Annotated in this window: 16 protein-coding genes and 1 tRNA gene; 3 read left to right on the top strand and 14 right to left on the bottom strand. The window is 69.8% G+C overall.

Translation table 11 applies throughout. The features are described from left to right. The first annotated feature begins 67 nt into the window (after positions 1–67). Both ABXS86_RS03210 and ABXS86_RS03205 read left to right on the top strand, forming a co-directional pair. Positions 68–721 (top strand): hypothetical protein, encoded by a 654-nt coding sequence (locus ABXS86_RS03210; protein WP_353665595.1) that lies wholly within the window; start codon positions 68–70, stop codon positions 719–721. Then, positions 718–1,134, top strand: coding sequence for a hypothetical protein (locus ABXS86_RS03205; protein ID WP_353665594.1), 417 nt, complete (start codon positions 718–720; stop codon positions 1,132–1,134). The genes ABXS86_RS03210 and ABXS86_RS03205 overlap by 4 nt, the downstream gene beginning before the upstream one ends. A gap of 4 nt (positions 1,135–1,138) precedes the next feature. Here ABXS86_RS03205 and ABXS86_RS03200 read toward each other — a convergent pair whose 3' ends face one another. The 5 genes from ABXS86_RS03200 to polA all read right to left on the bottom strand — a co-directional run bounded on the left by ABXS86_RS03200 (position 1,139) and on the right by polA (position 9,013). Continuing rightward, on the bottom strand, positions 1,139–1,903 hold the full coding sequence (locus ABXS86_RS03200) for an SGNH/GDSL hydrolase family protein (protein ID WP_353665593.1): 765 nt from the start codon (positions 1,901–1,903) through the stop codon (positions 1,139–1,141). A 134-nt stretch (positions 1,904–2,037) separates the two neighbouring features. After that, complete coding sequence (locus tag ABXS86_RS03195; protein WP_353665592.1) at positions 2,038–3,372, bottom strand: MFS transporter; 1,335 nt, start codon at positions 3,370–3,372, stop codon at positions 2,038–2,040. After that, positions 3,369–4,445 carry an LLM class flavin-dependent oxidoreductase gene (locus ABXS86_RS03190; protein WP_353665591.1) on the bottom strand — a complete coding sequence of 359 codons (1,077 nt, stop codon included), beginning with the start codon at positions 4,443–4,445 and terminating at the stop codon, positions 3,369–3,371. The genes ABXS86_RS03195 and ABXS86_RS03190 overlap by 4 nt, the downstream gene beginning before the upstream one ends. Positions 4,446–4,543: 98 nt before the next feature. Next, positions 4,544–6,220 carry a DUF885 domain-containing protein gene (locus ABXS86_RS03185; RefSeq protein ID WP_353665590.1) on the bottom strand — a complete coding sequence of 559 codons (1,677 nt, stop codon included), beginning with the start codon at positions 6,218–6,220 and terminating at the stop codon, positions 4,544–4,546. 156 nt (positions 6,221–6,376) lie between these two features. Next, on the bottom strand, positions 6,377–9,013 hold the full coding sequence (polA, locus tag ABXS86_RS03180) for a DNA polymerase I (RefSeq protein WP_353665589.1): 2,637 nt from the start codon (positions 9,011–9,013) through the stop codon (positions 6,377–6,379). Positions 9,014–9,072: 59 nt separating this feature from the next. On the opposite strand from polA, the gene ABXS86_RS03175 reads away from it, so the two are divergent. Beyond that, entirely contained in the window at positions 9,073–9,504 is a 432-nt protein-coding gene (locus ABXS86_RS03175) for a hotdog fold thioesterase (protein ID WP_251507320.1), read from the top strand. A 501-nt stretch (positions 9,505–10,005) separates the two neighbouring features. On the opposite strand, the gene ABXS86_RS03170 is transcribed toward ABXS86_RS03175, so the two are convergent. The 9 genes from ABXS86_RS03170 to trpC form a co-directional block, all read right to left on the bottom strand. Continuing rightward, positions 10,006–10,626, bottom strand: a complete 621-nt coding sequence (locus tag ABXS86_RS03170; protein WP_144833393.1) for an ANTAR domain-containing response regulator — start codon at positions 10,624–10,626, stop codon at positions 10,006–10,008. A gap of 61 nt (positions 10,627–10,687) precedes the next feature. Further along, positions 10,688–10,768, bottom strand: a tRNA-Leu gene (locus ABXS86_RS03165). 74 nt (positions 10,769–10,842) lie between these two features. Further along, entirely contained in the window at positions 10,843–12,288 is a 1,446-nt protein-coding gene (gene pyk, locus ABXS86_RS03160; RefSeq protein WP_353665588.1) for a pyruvate kinase, read from the bottom strand. Between the two features lie 55 nt (positions 12,289–12,343). Then, the gene (locus tag ABXS86_RS03155) at positions 12,344–13,810 is read right to left on the bottom strand and encodes a glutamate synthase subunit beta (protein WP_307210963.1); all 1,467 of its coding nucleotides are present in this window, start codon (positions 13,808–13,810) and stop codon (positions 12,344–12,346) included. Next, positions 13,803–18,380, bottom strand: a complete 4,578-nt coding sequence (gltB, locus tag ABXS86_RS03150; RefSeq protein WP_353665587.1) for a glutamate synthase large subunit — start codon at positions 18,378–18,380, stop codon at positions 13,803–13,805. The genes ABXS86_RS03155 and gltB overlap by 8 nt, the downstream gene beginning before the upstream one ends. A gap of 52 nt (positions 18,381–18,432) precedes the next feature. Next, on the bottom strand, positions 18,433–19,437 hold the full coding sequence (lgt, locus tag ABXS86_RS03145; RefSeq protein WP_307210967.1) for a prolipoprotein diacylglyceryl transferase: 1,005 nt from the start codon (positions 19,435–19,437) through the stop codon (positions 18,433–18,435). Between the two features lie 10 nt (positions 19,438–19,447). Continuing rightward, positions 19,448–20,239: a tryptophan synthase subunit alpha gene (gene trpA, locus ABXS86_RS03140; protein ID WP_353665586.1), complete on the bottom strand. Its 792-nt coding sequence runs from the start codon at positions 20,237–20,239 to the stop codon at positions 19,448–19,450. Beyond that, positions 20,236–21,579 carry a tryptophan synthase subunit beta gene (gene trpB, locus ABXS86_RS03135; RefSeq protein WP_353665585.1) on the bottom strand — a complete coding sequence of 448 codons (1,344 nt, stop codon included), beginning with the start codon at positions 21,577–21,579 and terminating at the stop codon, positions 20,236–20,238. Before trpB ends, trpA begins: the two co-directional genes overlap by 4 nt. Then, the gene (trpC, locus tag ABXS86_RS03130) at positions 21,579–22,352 is read right to left on the bottom strand and encodes an indole-3-glycerol phosphate synthase TrpC (RefSeq protein WP_307210971.1); all 774 of its coding nucleotides are present in this window, start codon (positions 22,350–22,352) and stop codon (positions 21,579–21,581) included. The genes trpB and trpC overlap by 1 nt, the downstream gene beginning before the upstream one ends. Position 22,353: the final 1 nt, after the last annotated feature.

Genomic DNA, 22,353 nt, shown 5'->3' with positions numbered 1-22,353 from the left:
GTCTGCTCCTCGAATCCGTGGGCGCGGTGTGCGGGGTTCGCTCGGCGGGCGCTGCCAGAGTGATCGCGTGGGGGACGACGGAGGGGCGCCGGTCTCCGTTCAGTGTGTGCGGGTGATGCGGCGTCGGACGGTGGTCGTGGCGAGCGTGACCTACCTGCTCCTGCTCGCGCTGATCGCGGTCGTCTGGCCCGTTTCGCTCGACAGCGCCGGCGCGCGTGAGGTCGTGATCGGTCGGTGGACCGGGAAGGTCATCGTCACCGGCAGCATCGTGGCAGCCGTCGTGTCGCTCGCGGTGATCGTGTTCGCCGTGCCCGCGCGGAGGTGGTGGTGGGTGCTCCTGGGGCCGTTGCGGGTGATCGCGATCGGGGCGATGGCACTGGGAGGTCTTGCCGTCTCCGTGACGGACGAGCCGGTGACTCCGATCGTCGCCAACGGATGCGAGACCGGGTACGTCGTGACCGAGCGCGCGTTCCTCTTCGGGGCCTCCGGCAGCGTTCGTCGTCTCGACGGCCCGATCGGAACGTCGGTCGGTCGCACCGAGGTGGACGACGGTCACACGCCGTTCGAACAGGGGTCGTACATCGCGGTCACCGATGGTGACACCCTCCGTGTCTGGAACACTTTCCAGAGCGCGACAGAACGACTCAGCATCACCTCCGCGCCGTCGTTCGTCCTTCCACGGCTCAAACCCATACGGACTGCGGTCTCGCAGGAGGGTTGACCGCCGAGGAAGACACTCCGCCGCCGCCGCGTCCCCCCGTCGAACCGGCCGAGGGCCCCGCCCCCTCCCCCGCCGCGGACGCGCGCATCGAACTCGCCCGCATGGTCCAGCGGACCCTCGACGCCGCCGGCACGCCGGTCACGGATGCCGCCGGAGTACGGGTGTCGGCACCGCTTCCCTCCGACCTCCCGTGCGACGGAACGACTGCGTACGACCTCTCCGTCCGCACCGACGACAACGCCGCTTCCTACGCGGCGATCCTCGACGCGTGGACCGCCGAGGGCTACGCCAAGGACCGCGCGATGCAGGAGGACCTGCGGTACAACGGCGTCGTACGCCTCTCGGCCCGCGATCGCTCGAGCATCGACGGGATGCTGCACTTCTCGCTGACCGCGGACTGCCGCGCGCCCTGAGCGCTCAGCCGCCGGGGGTCAGCTCGACCCAGCCGCCGCCGAACTTCGCCTGACGGTTGTCGCCCGACGAAGTGCCGGTGAGTCGTCGGCGCACCCACGGCGCGACGTGCTCGCGGTAGTAGGCGGTGCCCTTCAGTCGCTCGATCTCGGGGATCTCGCGCAGGTGCCACCAGTCCGTCGGCGGGGTCAGGCCGACCGACGAGATCACGCGCGCGGCGACGCGGTGATGCCCGCGCGCGTTCATGTGCAAGCGGTCGACCGACCAGAACTCCCCGCCCGCGAGCTCGCGGTCGAACCAGTTGTAGGCCGTGATGACGTCGGGGCGCGAGGCGAGTCGAGCTTCGACCGCGTGCGACAACCGGTCGCCGCGCGCCTGCACGATCCGGCCGAGCGGCAGGCCCGCCGAGGGGTTCGCGCCCGAGAGCACGATCAGCTGCACGCCCTCTTCATCGCAGCGGCGCACGACGTGGTCGAAGACGTCGACGATGCGCTCGATGCCCGTGCGCGGGCGCAGCATGTCGTTGCCGCCGCCGTTGAACGACAGGTGCGTGGGCTTCAACGCCAACGCCGGTTCGAGCTGCTGGTCGACGATGGGTTCGACGAGCTTGCCGCGGATCGCGAGGTTCGCGTACTCGATCGGCTCGCCCGCGGCATCCGCCCACCCCTGCGCGGCGAGGTCGGCCCACCCTCGCACGGTTCCGTCGGGCAGTTCGTCGCCGACTCCTTCGGTGAACGAATCGCCGATCGCGACGTAGCGCACGGATGCCATGGCTCGAGCCTACGCGGGCGCGTGGTGCGGGCCGTCGCTCGCCACACTCACCGGTTCGGGGCGCATCCCGTCGCTCGGGGCGAACATTCTGCGCCCCAACCGGGCGATGTCCGCCCCAGATCCGGGAGACAGCCCTACGCCAGAGCGCGCCCGCGCTGCTCGCGCAGGAACAGCGCCGCCACCACCGCGACGGCGAAGAACGCAGCGAACACGACGAAAAGCAGGGGGGCTCCCCCGATCCCCAACAGCGGGGGCACGGCCAGCGGCGCGAGGATCGACGCGATGCGACCGATGCCCGCGGCCCAGCCGGAGCCGGTCGCCCGCAGCGGCGTCGGATACGTTTCGGGTGTCGCGGCGTACAGGGCACCCCACGCACCGAGGTTGAAGAACGACAGCGCCATGCCGGCGGCGATCACGGAGACCTCTCCCGATGCCGTGCCGAAGAACACCGCTGACACCGCCGACCCGGCGAGGAACACCGCGAGCGTCGGGCGACGCCCCCATGCCTCGATGAGCCACGCGGCGACCGCGTAGCCCGGCAGCTGGGCGAGCGTGATGATCAGGGTGAAGCCGAAGGAACGGACGAGGTCGTAACCCTGGCTCACGAGGATCGTCGGGATCCAGATGAACGCGCCGTAGTACGAGAAGTTCACGCAGAACCACAGCACCCACAGGCTCGCCGTGCGCATCCGCAGCGCCGGGGCCCACAGGGCGCGCACCCGCGGGCGCGGAGCGGGGACGGATGCCGTGACCCCTTCGGCCGAGGGCTCGAGCGACACGCGGCCGGCGGCGGCCTCGAGGTCGCGCACGATCGCGACCGCTTCGGTGTTGCGGCCGCGCGAGGCCAGCCACCGGGGCGACTCGGGCAGGCCCCAGCGCACGACGAGGGCGTAGACCGCGGGGATCGCGCCGAGCGCGAACGCCCAGCGCCAGCCGTCGGCCGACGACGGCACGACGAGGTAGCCGATGAGCGCGGCGGCGGTCCAGCCGACCGCCCAGAACGCCTCGAGGAGGACGATCAGGCGCCCGCGCATGCGGGCCGGGGCGAACTCGCTCACGTAGGTCGAGGCCACGGGCAGCTCGGCGCCGAGGCCGAGGCCGACGACGAAGCGCAGCACCAGCAGGGCGGCGAGACCACCGACCAGGGCGCTCGCCCCCGTCGCGACGCCGTAGATCAGCAGGGTGAGCGCGAAGACGTGGCGTCTGCCGAACCGATCGGCGAGAAGGCCGCCGAGGCTCGCACCGATCGCCATCCCCGCGAAGCCGGCCGACGCGATCCACGACGCCTCACTCGGCGCGAGCTTCCACTGCACGCTGAGGGCGGCGATGACGAACGAGATGAGCCCGACGTCCATGGCGTCGAGGGCCCACCCCAGCCCCGACCCACCCAGGATCCGCCCGTGCCGCCGCGTGAACGGCAGAGCATCGAGGCGTTCGGACACCCGGATGGTGTCGGTGGCGGTGCTCACCGGATGCCGAAGGCGCTGGCAGGCGTCTGGGCCGGGGTGTCGGCGAGCATGTCGTGAACGAGGGGCAGCACCTTCGTACCGTACAGCTCGATGCTCGACGTCAGCTTGTCGTGCGAGATGGAGCCGCTGGCGAACTTGAGCTGGAAGCGCGAGTTGCCGAGGGCCCGCACGGTGGCGGCGATCTTCGTGGCGACCGTCTCGGGCGAACCGATGTACATCGACCCCTCGGGACCGACGTCGTGCTGGAAGCGCATGCGGTTGTACTCGGGCCAGCCGCGCTCGCGTCCGATCGTGTTGTTGAGCTCGGCGACGCCTTCGAACGCCTCTTCCCAGGCCTGCTGGTCGGTCTCGGCGACGTGGCCGGGCGAGTGCACCGAGATGGGCATCTGCGGCTTTCCGAGCTCGTCGAGCGACCGGCGGTACAGGTCGGCGTAGGGGCGGAAGCGCGCGGCCGATCCGCCGATGATCGCGAGGACCAGACCGTAGCCGTAGCGCGCCGTGCGCACGACCGACTCGGGAGAGCCGCCGACGCCGACCCACGCCTTGAGCCCGTTCTCGGTCTTGGGGTACACGTCGGCATCCTGCAGCGCGGCGCGCGTGCGACCCGACCAGGTGACGGGCTTCTCGTCGCGCAGCAGCGAGAACAGCTCGAGCTTCTCTTCGAACAGCTGCTCGTAATCGGCGAGGTCGTAGCCGAACAGCGGGAACGACTCGATGAACGAGCCGCGCCCGAGGATGACCTCGGCCCGGCCGTTCGAGACGGCATCCAGCGTCGCGAAGCGCTCGTACACGCGCACCGGGTCGTCGCTCGAGAGCACCGTCACGGCGCTGCCGAGGTGGATGTTCTCGGTGCGGGCGGCCGCGGCGGCCAGCACCATTTCAGGGCTCGTGACGGCGAAGTCCTTGCGGTGGTGCTCCCCCACGCCGAAGAACGACAGCCCGACCTGGTCGGCCAGCACCGCCTGTTCCACGACGTTGCGGATGGTCTGCGCGTCGGACTGCAGCGACCCGTCGGGGCCGCGCGAGATGTCTCCGAAGGTGTCGAGGCCGAGCTCGAGGGGGCGAACGTCCATGAGGTCTCCTTGCATTCGGATGAATGAACTTTACGCGGGCCCCGGGTATTCCCCGAAACCGGCGAGGGGCGCCACCGTGGTGACGCCCCTCGAGGAGATCAGGCGGAGGCCAGAGCCGCGCGCAGCGTGTCGAGCCCCACGCCGCCGATGTCGAGCGCGCGCGTGTGGAACTGCTTCATCGAGAAGTCGGCGCCGCGGCGCTCCTGCTCCTCGTCGCGCACCTGCTCCCAGATGCGCTGGCCCACCTTGTACGACGGCGCCTGTCCGGGCCAGCCGAGGTAGCGGTTGACCTCGAAGCGCACGAACTCCTCGCTCATGTTGACGTTCTTCAGCATGAACGCCAGCGCGTAGTCGTGGTCCCAGGTGCCGGTGCCGTCGAGGCGGGGCTTCTGCAGGTGCACGCCGATGTCGAGCACCACACGCGCGGCGCGCATGCGCTGGCCGTCGAGCATGCCCAGGCGGTCGGCCGGGTCGTCGAGGTAGCCGAGCTGCTCCATCAGGCGCTCGGCGTACAGCGCCCAGCCCTCGGCGTGCCCGCTCGTGCCGGCCAGCAGGCGGCGCCACGAGTTGAGCTCGGCGCGGTTGTGCACGGCCTGGGCGATCTGCAGGTGGTGGCCCGGAACGCCCTCGTGGTAGACCGTCGTCAGCTCGCGCCAGGTGTCGAACGTGTCGACGCCCTCGGGCACCGACCACCACATGCGACCCGGGCGCGAGAAGTCGTCGGTGGGGCCGGTGTAGTAGATGCCGCCCTCGTTGGTCGGGGCGATCATGCACTCGAGGTGGCGGATGGGCTCGGCGATGTCGAAGTGCGTGCGGCCGAGCTCTTCGACGGCCTTGTTGCTCGTGCGCTGCATCCACTCCTGCAGAGCCTTGGTGCCGCGGAGCTTGCGCGACTCGTCCTTCTCGAGGAACGCCACGGCCTCCTCCACGCTGGAGCCCGGCAGGATCTCGTTCGCGATGGCCTCCTGCTCGGCGACCATGCGGGCGAGTTCTTCGACGCCCCACTCGTACGTCTCGTCGAGGTCGACCTCCGCGCCGAGAAAATGGCGCGACTGCAGGGCGTACACCTCGCGACCGACGGCGTCGACCTCTCCCGCGGCCGGCGCGAGCTCTTTCGACAGGAACGACGCGAGGCCGTCGTAGGCCACCCGCGCCGCGTTGGAGTTCGTGGCGAGGTCGAGCGCGAGCGAGGCCGGCAGCTGCCCCTCTTCGGGGGCGGCGTCTCCGACGAACTCGGCGAAGAAGCCGGTGTCGGAGGTGTAGCGAGCGATCTGGGTCACGACCTCGCTCACCTGGCGGCGCGCGGGAACGACGCCCTCGGCGATGCCCTGGCGCAGCGTCGAGACGTAGCCGTCGATGGCCGCCGGCAGCGCCTTCATGCGGTCGGAGATCGTCGACCAGTCGTCGACCGTCGCGGTGGGCATGAGGTCGAAGGTCGAGCGGATGTCCTGCGCGGGAGAGGCGATGACGTTCAGGTCGCGCAGGTTGGTCTTGGCCTCGTGCTGCTCGATCATGAGGTCGAGCTCGCGCACGAGGTCCATCTTGGTGACCGTGTCGATCGCGTCGGTCGCCTCGGCCGCCTCGAGCGCGGACTTCGTCGAGCGCGCCTCCGACACGAGGGCTTCTGCGCCCGCAGGGCTGTAGTCGCCGAAGCGGCCGTTGTGCTCGAAGCGGCCGATGTAGGTCGCGAGCGTCGGGTCCTTTTCCGCCAGGGTGTCGACCCACGCGTCCGCGATCGTGTCGATCGGTGTGGGGGTGCGTTGTGCGTCAGTCATCTTCCGAGCCTAGGGAAGGCGCGGCGCGCGCGCACGCCCCCGGGGGTGGTTCCGGATGCTGGCGCTCGGCCCAGCCGCGCGCGTGCGTCACATCGAGGTGGGCGGTTCTGGATGCCGCGCCCCGGGCTCAGCGGCGGGGCGCGGCGACCGCGGGTGCTAGTGCCCGGCCTCGTCCCAATCGCCGCCGCGGCCGATCTGCACGTCGAGCGGAACCGACAGGTCGGCGGCGTCCGCCATACGCGCACGCACGATCTTCTCGACCTCGTCCCACTCCCCCGCCGCGACCTCGACCACGAGTTCGTCGTGGATCTGCAGCAGCACGCGCGAGCGCAGATCCGCGTCGGCGAGATCGCGCTGGATGTGGAACAGCGCGACCTTCATGATGTCGGCGGCGCTGCCCTGGATGGGGGCGTTGAGCGCGGCGCGCTCGGCGTTCTCGCGCAGCACGCGGTTCATGCTCGTGAGGTCGGGGAACGGCCGGCGTCGACCGAAGATCGTCTCGGTGTAGCCGTCTTGGCGGGCCTGCTCGACCGACCCGCGCAGGTAGTCGCGCACGGCGCCGAAGCGGGCGAAGTACTCGAGCATGAGCTTCTTGGCCTCGGACTGCTCGATGCGCAGCTGCTTCGACAGGCCGAACGCCGACAGGCCGTACACCAGGCCGTACGACATCGCCTTGACCTTGGTGCGCATGGCCGGGGTGACCTCGGCCGGCTCGACGCCGAAGACGCGCGCGCCGACGAAGCGGTGCAGGTCTTCGCCCGAGTTGAAGGCCTCGATGAGCCCGGGGTCGCCCGACAGGTGCGCCATGATGCGCATCTCGATCTGCGAGTAGTCGGCGGTGAGGAGCGTCTCGTAGCCCTCGCCCACGACGAACGCCGCGCGGATGCGACGGCTCTCCTCGGTGCGGATCGGGATGTTCTGCAGGTTCGGGTCGGTGCTCGACAGGCGCCCGGTCTGGCTGCCGGTCTGCACGTAGGTGGTGTGGATGCGGCCGTCGGCACCGGTGGCCGTGTCGAGCGCATCGATGATCTGCTTCAGCTTCGTCGCCTCGCGGTGGCGCAGCAGCAGGTCGAGGAACGGGTGCGGCGCGCTCTCTTGCAGGTCGGCGAGGGCCGCGGCATCCGTCGTGTACCCGCTCTTGGTCTTGCGCGTCTTGGGCAGCTGTAGCTCGTCGAACAGCACCTCCTGCAGCTGCTTCGGCGAACCGAGGTTGACCTCGTGACCGATCGCGGCGTAAGCGTCGCGCGCAAGCGCATCGGCGCGGGCGCCGAGCTCGGTCGAGAAGCTCGAGAGCTTCTCGTGCGACACCGCGACACCCGCGAGTTCCATGTCGGCGAGGGCGGTGAGCGTGGGCAGTTCGATGTCGTCGAGCACGCTCGCGACCGTCTCGGGCATGTCGGCGCGCTGCGCCTCGGCGACGCGGCGGGTGAACCACGACAGCTGGCTCGGGGTCGCGCCCTCGGTCTCGGGAACCAACTGCGTCGGGTCGGCGACCGGCAGCTTCTCGTCGAGCATGCGCTCCACGAGGTCGCCGAGCGTCTTGTCGGGGAAGCTCGGGCGCACGAGCCACCCGGCGAGGATCACGTCGAACGCCACGCCGGCCACCGTCACGCCCTCGCGGGCGAGCGCCTTGATCTGAGGCTTCGCGTCGGCGAAGACCTTGGGGGCGTCGGATGCCAGCCACTCGGCCAGCGCGTCGCGCACCGCGGGCGTCCACTCGGCCTCAACCGCGGCGTCGGCCGAGGCGAGTCCGATCGCGGTGGGGGCGCCGCCGGCCATGGTGACGGTGACCCCGACCTCGCCGGTGGCCGCTGCAGCCCACGCCGCGAGGGCGGCGGCATCGAGCTGCGCGGGCGTCGGAGCGGTCGCGGTGGGACGCTGCTCTTCGACGATGCCCGCGTCGCCGCCGAGCGCGTCGAACACGCGCGGCAGCAGGGTGCGGAACTCCAGGCGAGCGAAGATGTCGCGGACGGCCTGGGCGTCGAGCGGGTGCATCTTCAGCTCGCCGGGACCGACGGGGAGCTCGACGTCGCGCAGCAGACGGTTCAGCGAACGATTGCGGCGCACGCCGTCGATGTGCTCGCGCAGGTTGTTGCCCACCACGCCGGTGATCTTGTCGGCGTTCTCGAGCAGGGCATCGAGCGAGCCCCACTGGGTCAGCCACTTCACGGCGGTCTTCTCGCCGACCTTGGGCACACCCGGCAGGTTGTCGCTCGTCTCGCCGACGAGGGCGGCGATCTCGGGATACTGCGCGGGCGGCAGGCCGTACTTCTCGATGACGGCCTCGGTGTCGTAGCGCTTGAGCTGCGAGACGCCCTGCACGTTGGGGTAGAGCAGCGTGACGTCGTCGGTCACGAGCTGGATCGTGTCGCGGTCGCCCGAACAGACCAGCACCGTGAAGCCCTGCTCCTCGCCCTGGGTGGCGAGGGTGGCGAGGATGTCGTCGGCCTCGAAGTCCTCCTTCGTCAGCACCGGCACGCCCATCGCGCGCAGGCAGTCCTGCAGCAGCGGGATCTGCCCCTTGAACTCCGCGGGCGACTCGCTGCGGTTCGCCTTGTACTCGGCGTACTCGCGCGTGCGGAACGACTGCCGCGACGTGTCGAACGCCACGGCGAGGTGCGTGGGCTTCTCGGCCTTCACGAGGTTCACGAACATCGACAGGAACCCGTAGATGCCGTTGGTGTGCTGGCCGTCCTTCGTCGAGAAGTTGTCGACCGGCAACGCGTAGAACGCCCGATAGGCCAGCGAGTGGCCGTCGACGACGAGGAGAGTAGGCTTTTCGGCATCCGTCACCCCTCCAGCGTAACGAGAACCACGGACACTCCCCCGGCCCGGCCCGATCGAAGGCGATGATGACCTCCACGACCCCTGACACGTCCGCCGGCCTCGACTGGGCGAAGCAGCGCGGAATGGGCGCCCTCGCCGAGAAGATGGGCATCGAGTGGGTCGAGTTCACCGTCGACCGCTGCGTCGCCACCATGCCCGTCGAGGGCAACACCCAGCCCGTCGGCCTGCTGCACGGCGGGGCCTACGTGGTGCTCGGCGAATCGCTCGGGTCGATGGCGGCCAACCTCTTCGCCGGCTCGGGGCGTCTGGCGGTCGGCATCGACATCAACGCCACGCACACCCGCTCGGCCACCTCGGGCATCGTCACGGGCGTCTGCACCCCGATCCACCTCGGCCGGTCGCTCACCGTGCATGAGATCGCGGTGTCCGACGAGCAGGGTCGCCGATGCTCGACGATCCGCATCACGAACCTCATCAAGGACGCCCCCGCGCGCTGATCGCGGGTGGAGGTCCCTGAGCCTGTCGGAGGGTCCGGGTCCTGCGTGTGTGTCCGGTGGCTTCGACAGGCTCAGCCACCTGTGTCGCGGGTCCTGCGTGTGTGTCCGGTGGCTTCGACAGGCTCAGCCACCTGGGCCGCGAGGGCCTGCGTGTGGCCGGTGGCTTCGACGGGCTCAGCCACCTGTGCCGCGAGGGCCCTGCGTGTGGCCGGTGGCTTCGACGGGCTCAGCCACCTCTGACGCGGGTCCTGCGTGTGTGTCCGGTGGCTTCGACAGGCTCAGCCACCTGTGCCGCGAGGGCCCTGCGTGTGGCCGGTGGCTTCGACGGGCTCAGCCACCTGTGCCGCGAGGGGCCTGCGTGTGGCCAGTGGCTTCGACAGGCTCAGCCACCTCTGCCGCGGGCCGTCGACGGGCTCAGCCACCTGGGTGGCGCGGATCACCGTGCCGGAAACGACGAATGGATGCCACCGAAGTGGCATCCATTCCGTGTCGGAGGGAGCGTCAGGCCTTCTTGGGGGCCAGCTGCTCGATGATCGCCTTGGCGACGTCCTGCATGGTGAGGCGGCGGTCCATCGACGCCTTCTGGATCCAGCGGAAGGCCTCGGGCTCGCTCAGGCCCATCTTCTCGTTGAGCAGGCCCTTGGCCCGGTCGACGAGCTTGCGGGTCTCGAAGCGCTCGACCATGTCGGCCACCTCGGCCTCGAGCGTGATGATCTGCTCGTAGCGGGCCAGCGCGATCTCGATCGCCGGCAGCAGGTCGTTCGGCGTGAACGGCTTGACCACGTAGGCCAGGGCGCCGGCCTCGCTCGCGCGCTCGACCAGCTCTTTCTGGCTGAACGCGGTGAGCAGCACCACGGGGGCGATGTGGTTCTTGCTGAGCTTCTCGGCGGCGCTGATGCCGTCGAGCTGCGGCATCTTGACGTCCATGATGACGAGGTCGGGGCGCAGCTCGGTGGCCAGCTGGACGGCGGTCTCGCCGTCGCCCGCTTCGCCCACGACGTCGTAGCCGTTGTCGCGGAGGATCTCGACGATGTCGAGGCGGATGAGCGACTCGTCTTCCGCGACGACGACGCGGCGGGGTGCGGTCGGGGCGGTAGCCGGAGCGGCTTCTTGATCAGTCACGGGACCATCCTAGAACGACGAATGCGGACAACCCCGGTCTCGACCGGGATGTGGGAAAGCGTGCCGGTGGTGGGACTCGAACCCACACGTCTTGCGACAAAGCATTTTGAGTGCTCCGCGTCTGCCATTCCGCCACACCGGCAGGTGTTGCGTTCCCAACTTACCGGGGGGAACGCGACGACGCGCGCCGGAGAACCGGCGCGCGTCGTCGGAGGGTCAGACCTCCTGGTAACCGGGAGCCGCACCGTGCACGGCATCGCCCACGCGGTGCACGCGCAGGTCGTTGGTCGAGCCGGCGATTCCGGGAGGGGAACCGGAGATCACGACCACCTTGTCGCCGACCTTGGCCAGGTCGTGCGAGAGCAGGTAATCGTCGACCTGCAGGAACATCTTGTCGGTGTGCGACACGTGCTCGACCAGGGTCGAGCGCACGCCCCACGTCAGCGCCAGGCGACGGCGGATGCCGGGCTCGGGCGTGAACGCGATCATGGGGATCGTCGAGCGCAGGCGCGACATGCGACGGGCCGAGTCTCCCGACTCGGTGAAGACGCAGAGGTACTTGGCCTCGACGAAGTCGGCGACCTCGACGGCGGCGAGGGTGATGGCGCCACCCTGCGTGCGGGGCTTGTTGGTCAGGGGCGCGATGCGCTCCAGGCCGTGCTCCTCGGTCGACTCGACGATGCGGGCCATCGTCTCGACGACGACGACCGGGTAGTCGCCGACGCTGGTCTCGCCCGAGAGCATCACGGCATCCGCGCCATCGAGAACGGCGTTGGCGACGTCGCTGGTCTCGGCGCGCGTGGGCACCGGGCTGTTGATCATCGACTCGAGCATCTGCGTCGCCACGATGACGGGCTTGGCCATGCGACGGGCCAGCTCGACCGCGCGCTTCTGCACGATCGGCACGGCCTCCAGCGGCAGCTCGACGCCGAGGTCACCGCGGGCGACCATGATGGCGTCGAAGGCGTCGATGATCTCTTCGAGGTTGTCGACCGCCTGCGGCTTCTCGATCTTGGCGATGACGGGCACGTAGCGTCCCTCTTCGGCCATGATCTCGTGCACGCGCTCGATGTCTTTCGCATCGCGCACGAACGACAGCGCGATGAGGTCGGCACCGGCGCTCAGGCCCCAGCGGAGGTCGGCTTCGTCCTTCTCGCTCAGGGCGGGGACGTTGACGGCGACGCCGGGCAGGTTGATGCCCTTGTTGTTCGAGACCGGACCGCCCACGACGACGCGGGTGGTGACGACGGTGCCGTCGGTCTCGACGACCTCGACGCGCACCTTTCCGTCGTCGATCAGCAGGAAGTCGCCGGGGCGAACGTCCTGGGGCAGACCCTTGAAGGTCGTGCCGACGATCTCTTTGGTGCCGAGGATGTCTTCGATGGTGATCTTGAAGATGTCGCCGGGCAGCAGGTCGTGAGGACCGTTCTCGAACTTGCCGAGGCGGATCTTCGGGCCCTGCAGGTCGACGAGGGCGGCGACCGGGCGACCGGCGTCCTCCGCGGCCTTGCGCACATTGGCGAAGTTGGCGTCGTGCACGGAATAATCTCCGTGGCTCAGGTTGAGGCGGGCGACGTCCACCCCGGCGTCAATGATGGCGCGAACCATCTCATACGACGACGTGGCGGGCCCGAGTGTTGCGACGATCTTGGCGCGTCTCATCCGTTTTCAAGCTCCGTGAGGATTTTCGGGAAGTGGCCGATCGGCCCTTGCCAGCTTAGGCGGGCAGGAGGCCGATGGCGACATCGGTCGGGCGCACCGGTGCGGGCAGCACCGTTTCGCCCATGAGGAACGTGTCGACCTCCGCGGCCGCGGCGCGACCCTCGGCGATGGCCCACACGATGAGGGACTGACCGCGACCCGCGTCGCCGGCCACGAACACGCCGGGAGTGGTGGTGGCGTACGTCGCGTCGCGCTCGAGGTTGCCGCGGTTCGTGAACTGCGTGCCGAGCTGCTGCTCGAGCGCGTCGCGCTCGGGACCGGTGAAGCCCATCGCGATCAGCACGAGGTCGGCGGGGATCTCGCGCTCGGTGCCGCTCTTGGGCACGCGACGACCGTCGAGGTACTCGGTCTCGGCGACGCGCAGCGCGCGCACCTCGCCCGCGGCGTTGCCGAGGAACTCCACGGTGGAGGCGAGGAACGTGCGCTCCCCGCCCTCTTCGTGAGCGGATGCCATCTCGAACAGGTTCGGCATCATCGGCCACGGCTGCTCGGCCGGGCGCTCCGACGGGGGCTGCTTGCCGATGGCGAGGTTGGTCACGCTCAGCGCGCCCTGACGGTGCGCGGTGCCGATGCAGTCGGCGCCGGTGTCGCCGCCGCCGATGACGACGACGTGCTTGCCCTCGGCGGTGATCTGGTGCGGCACCTGGTCGCCCGCGACGGCCTTGTTGCCCTCGATGAGGTACTCCATCGCGTAGTGCACGCCGTCGAGGTCGCGGCCCGGGATCGCGAGGTCGCGCGGCACCGTGGAGCCGGTGGCCACCACGACCGCGTCGTAGCGCGCCCGCAGGTCGCTCCACGAGATGTCCTTGCCGATCTCGACGCCCGCGCGGAAACGCGTGCCCTCGGCCTGCATCTGGCGCAGGCGCAGCTCGAGGTGGCGCTTCTCCATCTTGAAGTCGGGGATGCCGTAGCGCAGCAGACCGCCGATGCGGTCGTCGCGCTCGAACACCGCGACCGTGTGCCCGGCGCGCGTGAGCTGCTGGGCGGCGGCGAGTCCGGCGGGGCCGGAGCCCACGACGGCGACCGTCTTGCCGGTCAGGCGCTCGGGCGGCTCGGGCTCGACCCAGCCGTTGCCGAACGCCTCGTCGATGATCGAGACCTCGACCTGCTTGATCGTGACGGCCGGCTGGTTGATGCCGAGCACGCACGAGCTCTCGCAGGGCGCGGGGCACAGGCGACCGGTGAACTCCGGGAAGTTGTTGGTCGCGTGCAGGCGCTCGATGGCCGCGCGACCCTCGCCGCGCCACGTGAGGTCGTTCCACTCGGGGATCAGGTTCCCGAGCGGGCAGCCCTTGTGGCAGAACGGGATGCCGCAGTCCATGCAGCGACCGGCCTGGCGCTTGATGACGGCCGAGTCACCCGGCTCGTACACCTCTTTCCAGTCCATGATGCGGACCGGAACGGGACGACGCTTCGGAAGCTCGCGCTCCGTGGTCTTGAGAAAACCTTTCGGGTCAGCCACCCGTCACCTCCAGAATGCGCTTCCAGACGACGTCGCCGTCGGGGTCGAGCCCCTCCGACACCGCCTCCTGGCGGGTCTGCAGCACGGCGGCGTAGTCGCGTGGCAGCACCCGAACGAAGTTGTCCACCTCGGTCTCGAAGTCGTCGAGCAGACGACGCGCGAGGGTGGAATCGGTCTCCGCGACGTGCTTTTCGAGCAGGTCGCGCAGGATCTCGGCATCCCCTGCTCCGAGGGGACCGAGTTCGAGCTCACCGGATGCCATGGCCTCGCGGTTCACGAGGTCGCGGTCGAGCTTGTAGACGTAGGCCTGTCCGCCCGACATGCCGGCACCCAGGTTGCGGCCCGTGGCGCCGAGGATCACGGCGAGACCACCGGTCATGTACTCGAGCGCGTGGTCGCCCACGCCCTCGACGACCGCGGTCGCACCCGAGTTGCGCACGAGGAAGCGCTCGCCCACGACGCCGTTGAGGAACATCTGCCCCTGCGTGGCGCCGTAGCCGATGACGTTTCCGGCGATGACGTTCTCGGACGCGGCGAAGGTCGAACCGCGCGGCGGACGAACGACGATCGTGCCGCCCGAGAGGCCCTTGCCGACGTAGTCGTTCGAGTCGCCCTCGAGACGCAGCGTGATGCCGGCGGGCATGAACGCGCCGAACGACTGTCCGGCCGAACCGGTCAGGCGCACGTCGATCGTGTTCTCGGGCAGTCCGTGCTCGCCCCGCGCCTTGGTGACGTGGTGGCCGAGCATCGTGCCCACCGCACGAGCGGTGTTGCGGATCGGCAGGTCGATCGTGAGCTGACCGCCGTGCGCGATGACGTCCTGCGCGCGCTCGATGAGCTGCACGTCGAAGTGCTCCTCGAGCTCGTGGTTCTGGTTGCGCGCGTGGCGACGCGGCTCGTCGTCGGCGAAGCGAGGTCCTTCGAGGATCGGCGCGAGGTTGAGGCCGCGCGCCTTCCAGTGCTGGATCGCCTCGTTGGCATCCAGGAGCTCCGAACGACCCACGATCTCGTCGATCGAGCGGTAGCCGAGGGCGGCGAGGTACTCGCGCACCTCCTGGGCGATGAACTCCATGAAGTTGATGACGTACTCGGCCTTGCCGGTGAAGCGCTCGCGCAGCACGGGGTTCTGCGTCGCGACGCCCACGGGGCAGGTGTCGAGGTGGCACACGCGCATCATGATGCAGCCCGAGACCACGAGCGGAGCGGTGGCGAAGCCGAACTCCTCGGCACCGAGCAGGGCGCCGATGATGACGTCGCGACCGGTCTTCATCTGACCGTCGACCTGCACGACGACGCGGTCGCGCATGCCGTTCAGCATGAGCGTCTGCTGCGTCTCGGCCAGGCCCAGCTCCCAGGGGGTGCCGGCGTGCTTGAGCGAGTTCATGGGGCTCGCGCCCGTGCCGCCGTCCTGACCGGAGACCAGGATGACGTCGCTCAGCGCCTTGGCGACACCCGCCGCGACCGCACCGATCCCCGACTGGCTGACCAGCTTGGTGTGGATACGGGCCGAGGGGTTGGCGCGCTTGAGGTCGAAGATGAGCTGCTTGAGGTCTTCGATCGAGTAGATGTCGTGGTGCGGCGGCGGCGAGATGAGCCCGACGCCCGCGGTCGCGTGACGCGTGCGCGCCACCCACGGGTACACCTTGGTCGGCGGCAGCTGACCGCCCTCGCCGGGCTTGGCGCCCTGCGCGAGCTTGATCTGGATGTCGTCGGCCTTGGTCAGGTAGAGGCTCGTCACCCCGAAGCGACCGGATGCCACCTGCTTGATGGCACTGCGACGCTCGGGGTCGAGCAGCCGGTCGACGTCTTCTCCGCCCTCACCGGTGTTCGACTTGCCGCCGATGCGGTTCATCGCGACGGCGAGCACCTCGTGCGCCTCTTTCGAGATCGAGCCGTAGCTCATCGCACCGGTCGAGAAACGCTTGACGATCGCCGAGACGGGCTCGACCTCGTCGATCGGCACGGCCGGCCGCAGGCCCGTGCGCAGGCCGAACAGACCGCGGAGGGTCTTCAGCTCGTGCGCCTGGTCGTCGATCAGGTGCGTGTACTCGCGGAAGATGTCGTACCGGCGCTCGCGCGTGGCGTGCTGCAGGCGGAACACCGTGTCGGGGTTGAACAGGTGCGGTGCCCCGTCGCGACGCCACTGGTACTCGCCACCGGTCCACAGGCGCTCGTGCGCGCGGGCCGCCGCGTCCTGCGGGTAGGCGTACTCGTGGCGCGCGGCGTTCTCGGCCGCGATGACGTCGAGTCCCACGCCGCCGAGCTTGGTCTCGGTGCCGGTGAAGTACGCGTCGATGAAGTCGCGCGACAGTCCCACGGCCTCGAACACCTGGGCGCCGGCGTACGACGACACCGTCGAGATGCCCATCTTCGACATGATCTTCAGCACGCCCTTGCCGAGCGCGTAGATCAGGTTCTTGACGGCCTTCTCGGGCGTGATGTTCGTGATGAAGCCCGCGCGGACGAGGTACTCGACGGTCTCCATCGCCAGGTACGGGTTGACCGCCGAGGCGCCGTAGCCGATGAGGGTGGCCACGTGGTGCACCTCGCGCACGTCACCGGCCTCGACCACGAGACCCACCTTCATGCGGGTCTCCTTGCGGATGAGGTGGTGGTGCACGGCCGCGAGCATGAGCAGCGACGGGATCGGCGCCAGGTCTTTGTTCGAGTCGCGGTCGCTGAGCACGATGAACTCGGCGCCGTCCTCGATGGCCTGGTCGACCTCGGTGCACATCTGCGTGAGGCGCTTCTGCAGACCCTTGTGCCCGGCCTCGACACGGTACAGGCCGCGGATCGTCACCGACGACCGGCCCGGCAGGGCGGTGTCGATGTGCTGGATCTTCGCCAGCTCGTCGTTGTCGATCACGGGGAAGTCGAGGGTCACCGTGCGCGTGTGGTCGGGACCCCACGCCAGCAGGTTGCGCTCGGGACCGAGACCCAGCGAGAGAGACGTGACGACCTCTTCGCGGATCGAGTCGAGCGGCGGGTTGGTGACCTGCGCGAACTGCTGCGAGAAGTAGTCGAACAGCAGACGCGGGCGGTCGCTGAGCACGGCGACGGGTGCGTCGCTGCCCATGGCACCGAGCGGCTCGGTGCCGCCCTGGCCCATGGGGGTCAGCAGCATGCGCACCTCTTCTTCGGTGTAGCCGAAGGTGCGCTGGCGGCGCGTGATCGAGGCGATGGGGTGCACGATGTGCTCGCGCTCGGGCAGCTCGCTGAGCTTGACGCGGCCCTTGCTGACCCACTCGCCCCACGGCTGCGAGGCGGCGAGGTCGGCCTTGATCTCCTCGTCTTCGACGATGCGGCGCTGGGCCGTGTCGACGAGGAACATGCGGCCCGGCTGCAGGCGGCCGCGGCGCTTGATGCGCTCGGGTGCGAAGTCGAGCACGCCGGTCTCGGAGCCGATGACCACGAGGCCGTCAGTCGTCTCGGTCCAGCGGCCCGGGCGCAGTCCGTTGCGGTCGAGGGTGGCGCCCACGAGCGTGCCGTCGGTGAAGATCAGCGCGGCGGGGCCGTCCCACGGCTCCATCTGCATGGAGTGGTAGTCGTAGAAGGCGCGCAGGTCGGGGTCGATCGTGGCCTGCTTCTCGTAGGCCTCGGGCACCATCATCATCACCGCGTGCGGCAGGCTGCGACCGGTGAGGGTCAGCAGCTCGAGCACCTCGTCGAACGACGCCGAGTCGCTCGCGCCCTCGGTGCAGATGGGCAGCAGGGGGCGTACGTCGCCGATGAGCTCGGACTCGAGCTGCGACTGACGCGCGCGCATCCAGTTGCGGTTGCCCTTGACGGTGTTGATCTCGCCGTTGTGCGCGAGCATGCGCAGCGGCTGCGCGAGCGGCCACGACGGGAACGTGTTCGTGGAGTAGCGCGAGTGCACGACCGCGAGTTCCGAGGCGAAGCGCTCGTCGGAGAGGTCGGGGTAGAACGGCTCGAGCTGCAGCGTGGTGACCATGCCCTTGTAGCCGAGCGTGCGGCTCGACAGCGACACGAAGTACGCCTGGAGTTCGTGACGCGCGCGCTTGCGTAGGCGGTAGACGCGACGGTCGAGCGCGATGCCCGACAGCGCCGGCTCGTCGCCCGTGGCCGGGCGTGAGATGAACAGCTGCTCGAATGCGGGCCGCGCTTCGAAGGCGAGCTTGCCGAGGTTCTCGGTCTCGACGGGCACCTCGCGCCAGCCGAGCACCTCGAGGTTCTCGTGACGCGCGAGCTCTTCGATGCCCGACTTCATGGTCTGACGCTCGTCGTGGCCGAGCGGCAGGAAGATCATGCCCGCGGCGTACTCCCCCACCGGCGGCAGATCGAAGTCGACGACCTCGCGCAGGAACGCGTCGGGCATCTGGGTCAGGATGCCGGCACCGTCACCCGTGCCCGCGTCGGAGCCGATGGCGCCGCGGTGCTCGAGGTTGCGCAGCGCCGTCAGCGCCAGGTCGATGATGTCGTGACCGGCTTCGCCGCGGAGAGTGGCGACCATGGCGAGGCCACAGGCGTCTTTCTCGAACGACGGGTCGTACATTCCCTGTCGGGCGGGGAATGTGCCTCCGACGGTGTCGGAGCGCAGGCTGGAAGCCATATCAACCGTCCTCACGTTGATGCTTCGAATGGGACGACGTCGGCCCAGAGTGTTAGTTCGTGGCGGGGCTGCTTGTGGCGCTGGTGCCGACGGTGTCGCTCGTCGCGGGCGGCTCGCTCACGTCGACGAAGTCAGAGGGGTCGCCTGAGTCTACAGCCCCCGGAGCCTTCGATTCGCGCCCGGGCGCGTACGGCGAGGGCTCGAGACCGAGGTGGCGGCGCGACTGCACGATGAAGATGACGATGCCGAGGATCACGCCGAAGATGGCGGCCCACACGTTCGTGCGCAGCCCCAGGATGATGTCGCTCGGGTCGACGCGGATCGACTCCCACACGATGCGTCCGGCGGAGTACCAGACCAGGTAGATCGCGAACTGCTTGCCCCACTGCAGGGTGAAGCGCTTGCCGAGGTAGAGGATGACCGCGGCGCCCAGCAGGTTCCAGATGACCTCGTAGGCGAAGGTGGGGTGGAACAGGGTGCCGGCGGGCAGGCCGACCGGGATGGCCGGGTTGCCGGAGTCGATCTGCAGACCCCAGGGCAGGTCGGTGGGCTGGCCGAAGAGCTCCTGGTTGAACCAGTTGCCGAAGCGACCCATGGCCTGGGCGATGATGAGGCCCGGCGCGAGCGCGTCGGCGAAGGTCCAGAAGCGGATGCCGGTCCACTTGCACCCGAGGAAGGCGCCGATTGCGCCGCCGATGAGGGCGCCGTAGATGGCGATGCCGCCCTCCCAGATGGCCCACACCGATCCGGGCTGCGTGATGTTCCACGGGTTGGAGCCGGGGCCGAAGTAGAAGCCCGCGTGCGTGGCCACGTGGTAGATGCGCGCCGCGACGATGGCGAGGGGCACCGCCAGCAGGCAGATGTCGATGACGACCCACTTCTCGGCCCCGCGACGCGTCAGACGCGCGTTCGTGAGGAACACCGCGACGATGATGCCCGCGACGATGCACAGGGCATAGAAGTGGATGCGGAGCGGACCGAGATCGACGTAGGAGATCGTCGGGCTCGGGATGCTGGCGAGCACGCCGGAGGCGGCGCTCGAGAGGGCGAACGTCATGCAGACGAGTCTAGGCGCGCTTCGAAGCGCCCGCGGACAGCTCCTTCGCGAGCGAGGAGAGCCCCTCGACGCCGCCGTCGCGCAGCGCTTTCACCAGCGCGGTACCGACGATCGCACCGTCGGCGTACTCCACGACACCCGCGACCTGCTCGGCGTTCGAGATGCCGATCCCGACGCACGCGTGCGCGGCGCCGAACGAGCGCAGGCGCTCGACGAGGCTCCGCGCGGCGGCGTCGAGCGAGGTGCGCTCGCCCGTGATGCCCATGGTCGACACGGTGTAGACGAAGCCGGTGGAGGCTTCGACGATCATCTTCAGACGCTCGTCCGACGAGGTGGGGGCGGCGAGGAACACGCGGTCCAGGCCGGCGCGCTTGCTCGTCTCGATCCATTGCGACGCGGCATCCGGGGTCACATCGGGCGTGATGAGGCCCGCACCGCCCGCGGCGACGAGCTCGTCGGCGTAACGGTCGACGCCGTACTGCTCGACGAGGTTCCAATAGGTCATCACGAGGACGGGCACGTCGGTGCGCGCGGTGACCTCGCGGATGATCGTGAACAGGTCGCGCATGCGGAACCCGTTCGCGAGCGCCGTCTGCGTGGCCTCCTGGATGACCAGGCCGTCCATCACCGGGTCGCTGTAGGGCGGGCCGAGCTCGATGACGTCGGCGCCGGCCTCGGCCAGCGCGACGGCCGCCTCGATGCTGGTCGCGACGTCGGGGAAGCCGGCGGGGAGGTAGCCGACGAAGGCGCCACGGCCCTCGGCGTGGGCGGCGTCGATGGCCGCCGAGACGCGAGAGGTCACAGCTCGACTCCCGCGCCGCTGGCGGCGTCCGGAGCCGGGGTCACGTCGACGGGCGAGCCGGGGGCGGATGCCACGGTCTCGGCCGCACGCGTCTGCGGGGCGCCCTCGGGACCCTCGGGTGCGTGCTCGGCGTCGTACAGGTCGAAGTAGCGCGCCGCGGTGTCCATGTCCTTGTCGCCGCGACCCGAGAGGTTGATGGCGATCACGGCATCCGGACCCAGCTCGCGACCGATGCGCAGGGCTCCGGCGAGGGCGTGGGCCGACTCGATGGCCGGGATGATGCCCTCGGTGCGCGAGAGCAGACGCAGGGCCTGCATGGCCTCGTCGTCGGTGGCGGGGATGTACTGGGCGCGGCCGATGTCGGCGAGCCACGCGTGCTCGGGGCCGACGCCCGGGTAGTCGAGCCCGGCCGAGATGGAGTGCGACTCGGTGGTCTGGCCGTCTTCGTCCTGCAGCACGTAGGTGCGCGCACCGTGCAGGACGCCGGGGCGACCTCGCTCGATCGAGGCCGCGTGCTTGGGGGTGTCGACGCCGTCGCCCGCCGCCTCGACGCCGTAGAGGGCGACGCCCTCGTCGTCGAGGAACGCGTCGAACATGCCGATCGCATTCGATCCGCCGCCGACGCACGCGAACACCGCGTCGGGGAGGCGGCCGAGGCGCTCGAGGAACTCCGCGCGGGTCTCTTCGCCGATGATCTTCTGGAAGTCGCGTACCATCGCCGGGAACGGGTGCGGGCCCGCGGCGGTGCCGAAGATGTAGTTGGTCGTCTCGACCGAGGCGACCCAGTCGCGGTAGGCCTCGTTGATCGCGTCTTTCAGCGTGCGCGAGCCGGTCGTGACGGGGATGACCTCGGCGCCGAGAAGGCGCATGCGGGCCACGTTGAGCGCCTGGCGCTCGGTGTCGACCTCGCCCATGTAGACGACGCACTCGAGGCCGAACAGGGCCGCGGCGGTCGCGGTGGCGACGCCGTGCTGGCCGGCTCCGGTCTCGGCGATCACGCGCGTCTTGCCGAGGCGCTTGGTCAGCAGCGCCTGGCCCAGCACGTTGTTGATCTTGTGCGAACCGGTGTGGTTGAGGTCTTCGCGCTTGAGGAAGACGCGCGCGCCTCCCGCGTGCGCGGCGAAGCGCGGCACCTCGGTCAGCACCGAGGGGCGACCCGCGTAGTCGTGCAGCAGAGCGCGCAGCTCGGTGTGGAACTCCGGGTCGGCCATCGCCGACACGTAGACCGCGGTGAGCTCGTCGATCGCCGCGATGAGCGACTCGGGCATGTAGCGCCCGCCGAAGTCGCCGAAGAACGGCCCCTTCTGGTCGCGCAGCTTCTGGTCGGGCACGGTGGTCATCAGGACTCCTGGAGGAACGCGCGGAGCGTGGCGACGGGGTCGCCGGTGACGAGGGCCTCGCCCACGAGCACGACGTCAGCACCCGCCGCGCGGTAGTGCGCCACGTCGGCGGGGGCGAGGACGGCCGATTCGGCGATCTTCACGGCATCCGCGGGGAAACGCTCGACCAGCGAACCGAACAGGTCGCGGTCGAGCTCGAAGGTCGAGAGGTTGCGCGCGTTGACGCCGATGAGCTTCGCACCCAGCTGCGACGCGCGCTCGAGCTCGTCGGCCGAGTGCGTCTCGACGAGGGCGGTCATGCCCAGGTCGGTGACGAGGCCGTAGAGCTCGCCGAGGGTCTTGTCGTCGAGGGCGGCCACGATGAGCAGTACCAGGTCGGCTCCCGACGCGCGCGCCTCGAGCACCTGGTAGGGCGTCGCGATGAAGTCCTTGCGCAGTACGGGGACGCTCACGGCGGCACGGACGGCCTCGAGGTCGGCGAGGCTGCCCTTGAACTTGCGCCCCTCGGTGAGCACCGAGATCGCCGAGGCGCCGCCCTCTTCGTACAGGCGCGCCTGACGAGCGGGGTCGGGGATCGAGGCGAGGTCGCCGCGCGAGGGGCTCGCGCGCTTGACCTCGGCGATGATCTTCACGCGGTCGGCGGGAGCCAGCATCGCGAGCGCATCGCGAGCCGGAGTCTGCGCGAGGGCGTCGCGCTCGACATCCGCGAGCGGACGCGACTGGGCGCGCTGCTCGGCGTCTTCCACCGCTCCGGCCGTGAGATCGGCCAGCACG

This window comes from Microbacterium sp. che218, from assembly GCF_040436305.1.
In the GTDB taxonomy this organism is placed as follows: Bacteria; Actinomycetota; Actinomycetes; order Actinomycetales; family Microbacteriaceae; genus Microbacterium; species Microbacterium algihabitans.
This window is presented reverse-complemented; position numbering and strand designations above follow the sequence as displayed.

Bases quoted from the DNA above. Each gene is read 5' to 3' on its own strand.
- ABXS86_RS03185 (WP_353665590.1), bottom strand. From the start codon at position 6,220: ATGACTGACGCACAACGCACCCCCACACCGATCGACACGATCGCGGAC.
- trpB (WP_353665585.1), bottom strand. From the start codon at position 21,579: ATGACCACCGTGCCCGACCAGAAGCTGCGCGACCAGAAGGGGCCGTTC.
- pyk (WP_353665588.1), bottom strand. From the start codon at position 12,288: ATGAGACGCGCCAAGATCGTCGCAACACTCGGGCCCGCCACGTCGTCG.
- ABXS86_RS03200 (WP_353665593.1), bottom strand. From the start codon at position 1,903: ATGGCATCCGTGCGCTACGTCGCGATCGGCGATTCGTTCACCGAAGGA.
- gltB (WP_353665587.1), bottom strand. From the start codon at position 18,380: ATGGCTTCCAGCCTGCGCTCCGACACCGTCGGAGGCACATTCCCCGCC.
- ABXS86_RS03190 (WP_353665591.1), bottom strand. From the start codon at position 4,445: ATGGACGTTCGCCCCCTCGAGCTCGGCCTCGACACCTTCGGAGACATC.
- lgt (WP_307210967.1), bottom strand. From the start codon at position 19,437: ATGACGTTCGCCCTCTCGAGCGCCGCCTCCGGCGTGCTCGCCAGCATC.
- ABXS86_RS03175 (WP_251507320.1), top strand. From the start codon at position 9,073: ATGACCTCCACGACCCCTGACACGTCCGCCGGCCTCGACTGGGCGAAG.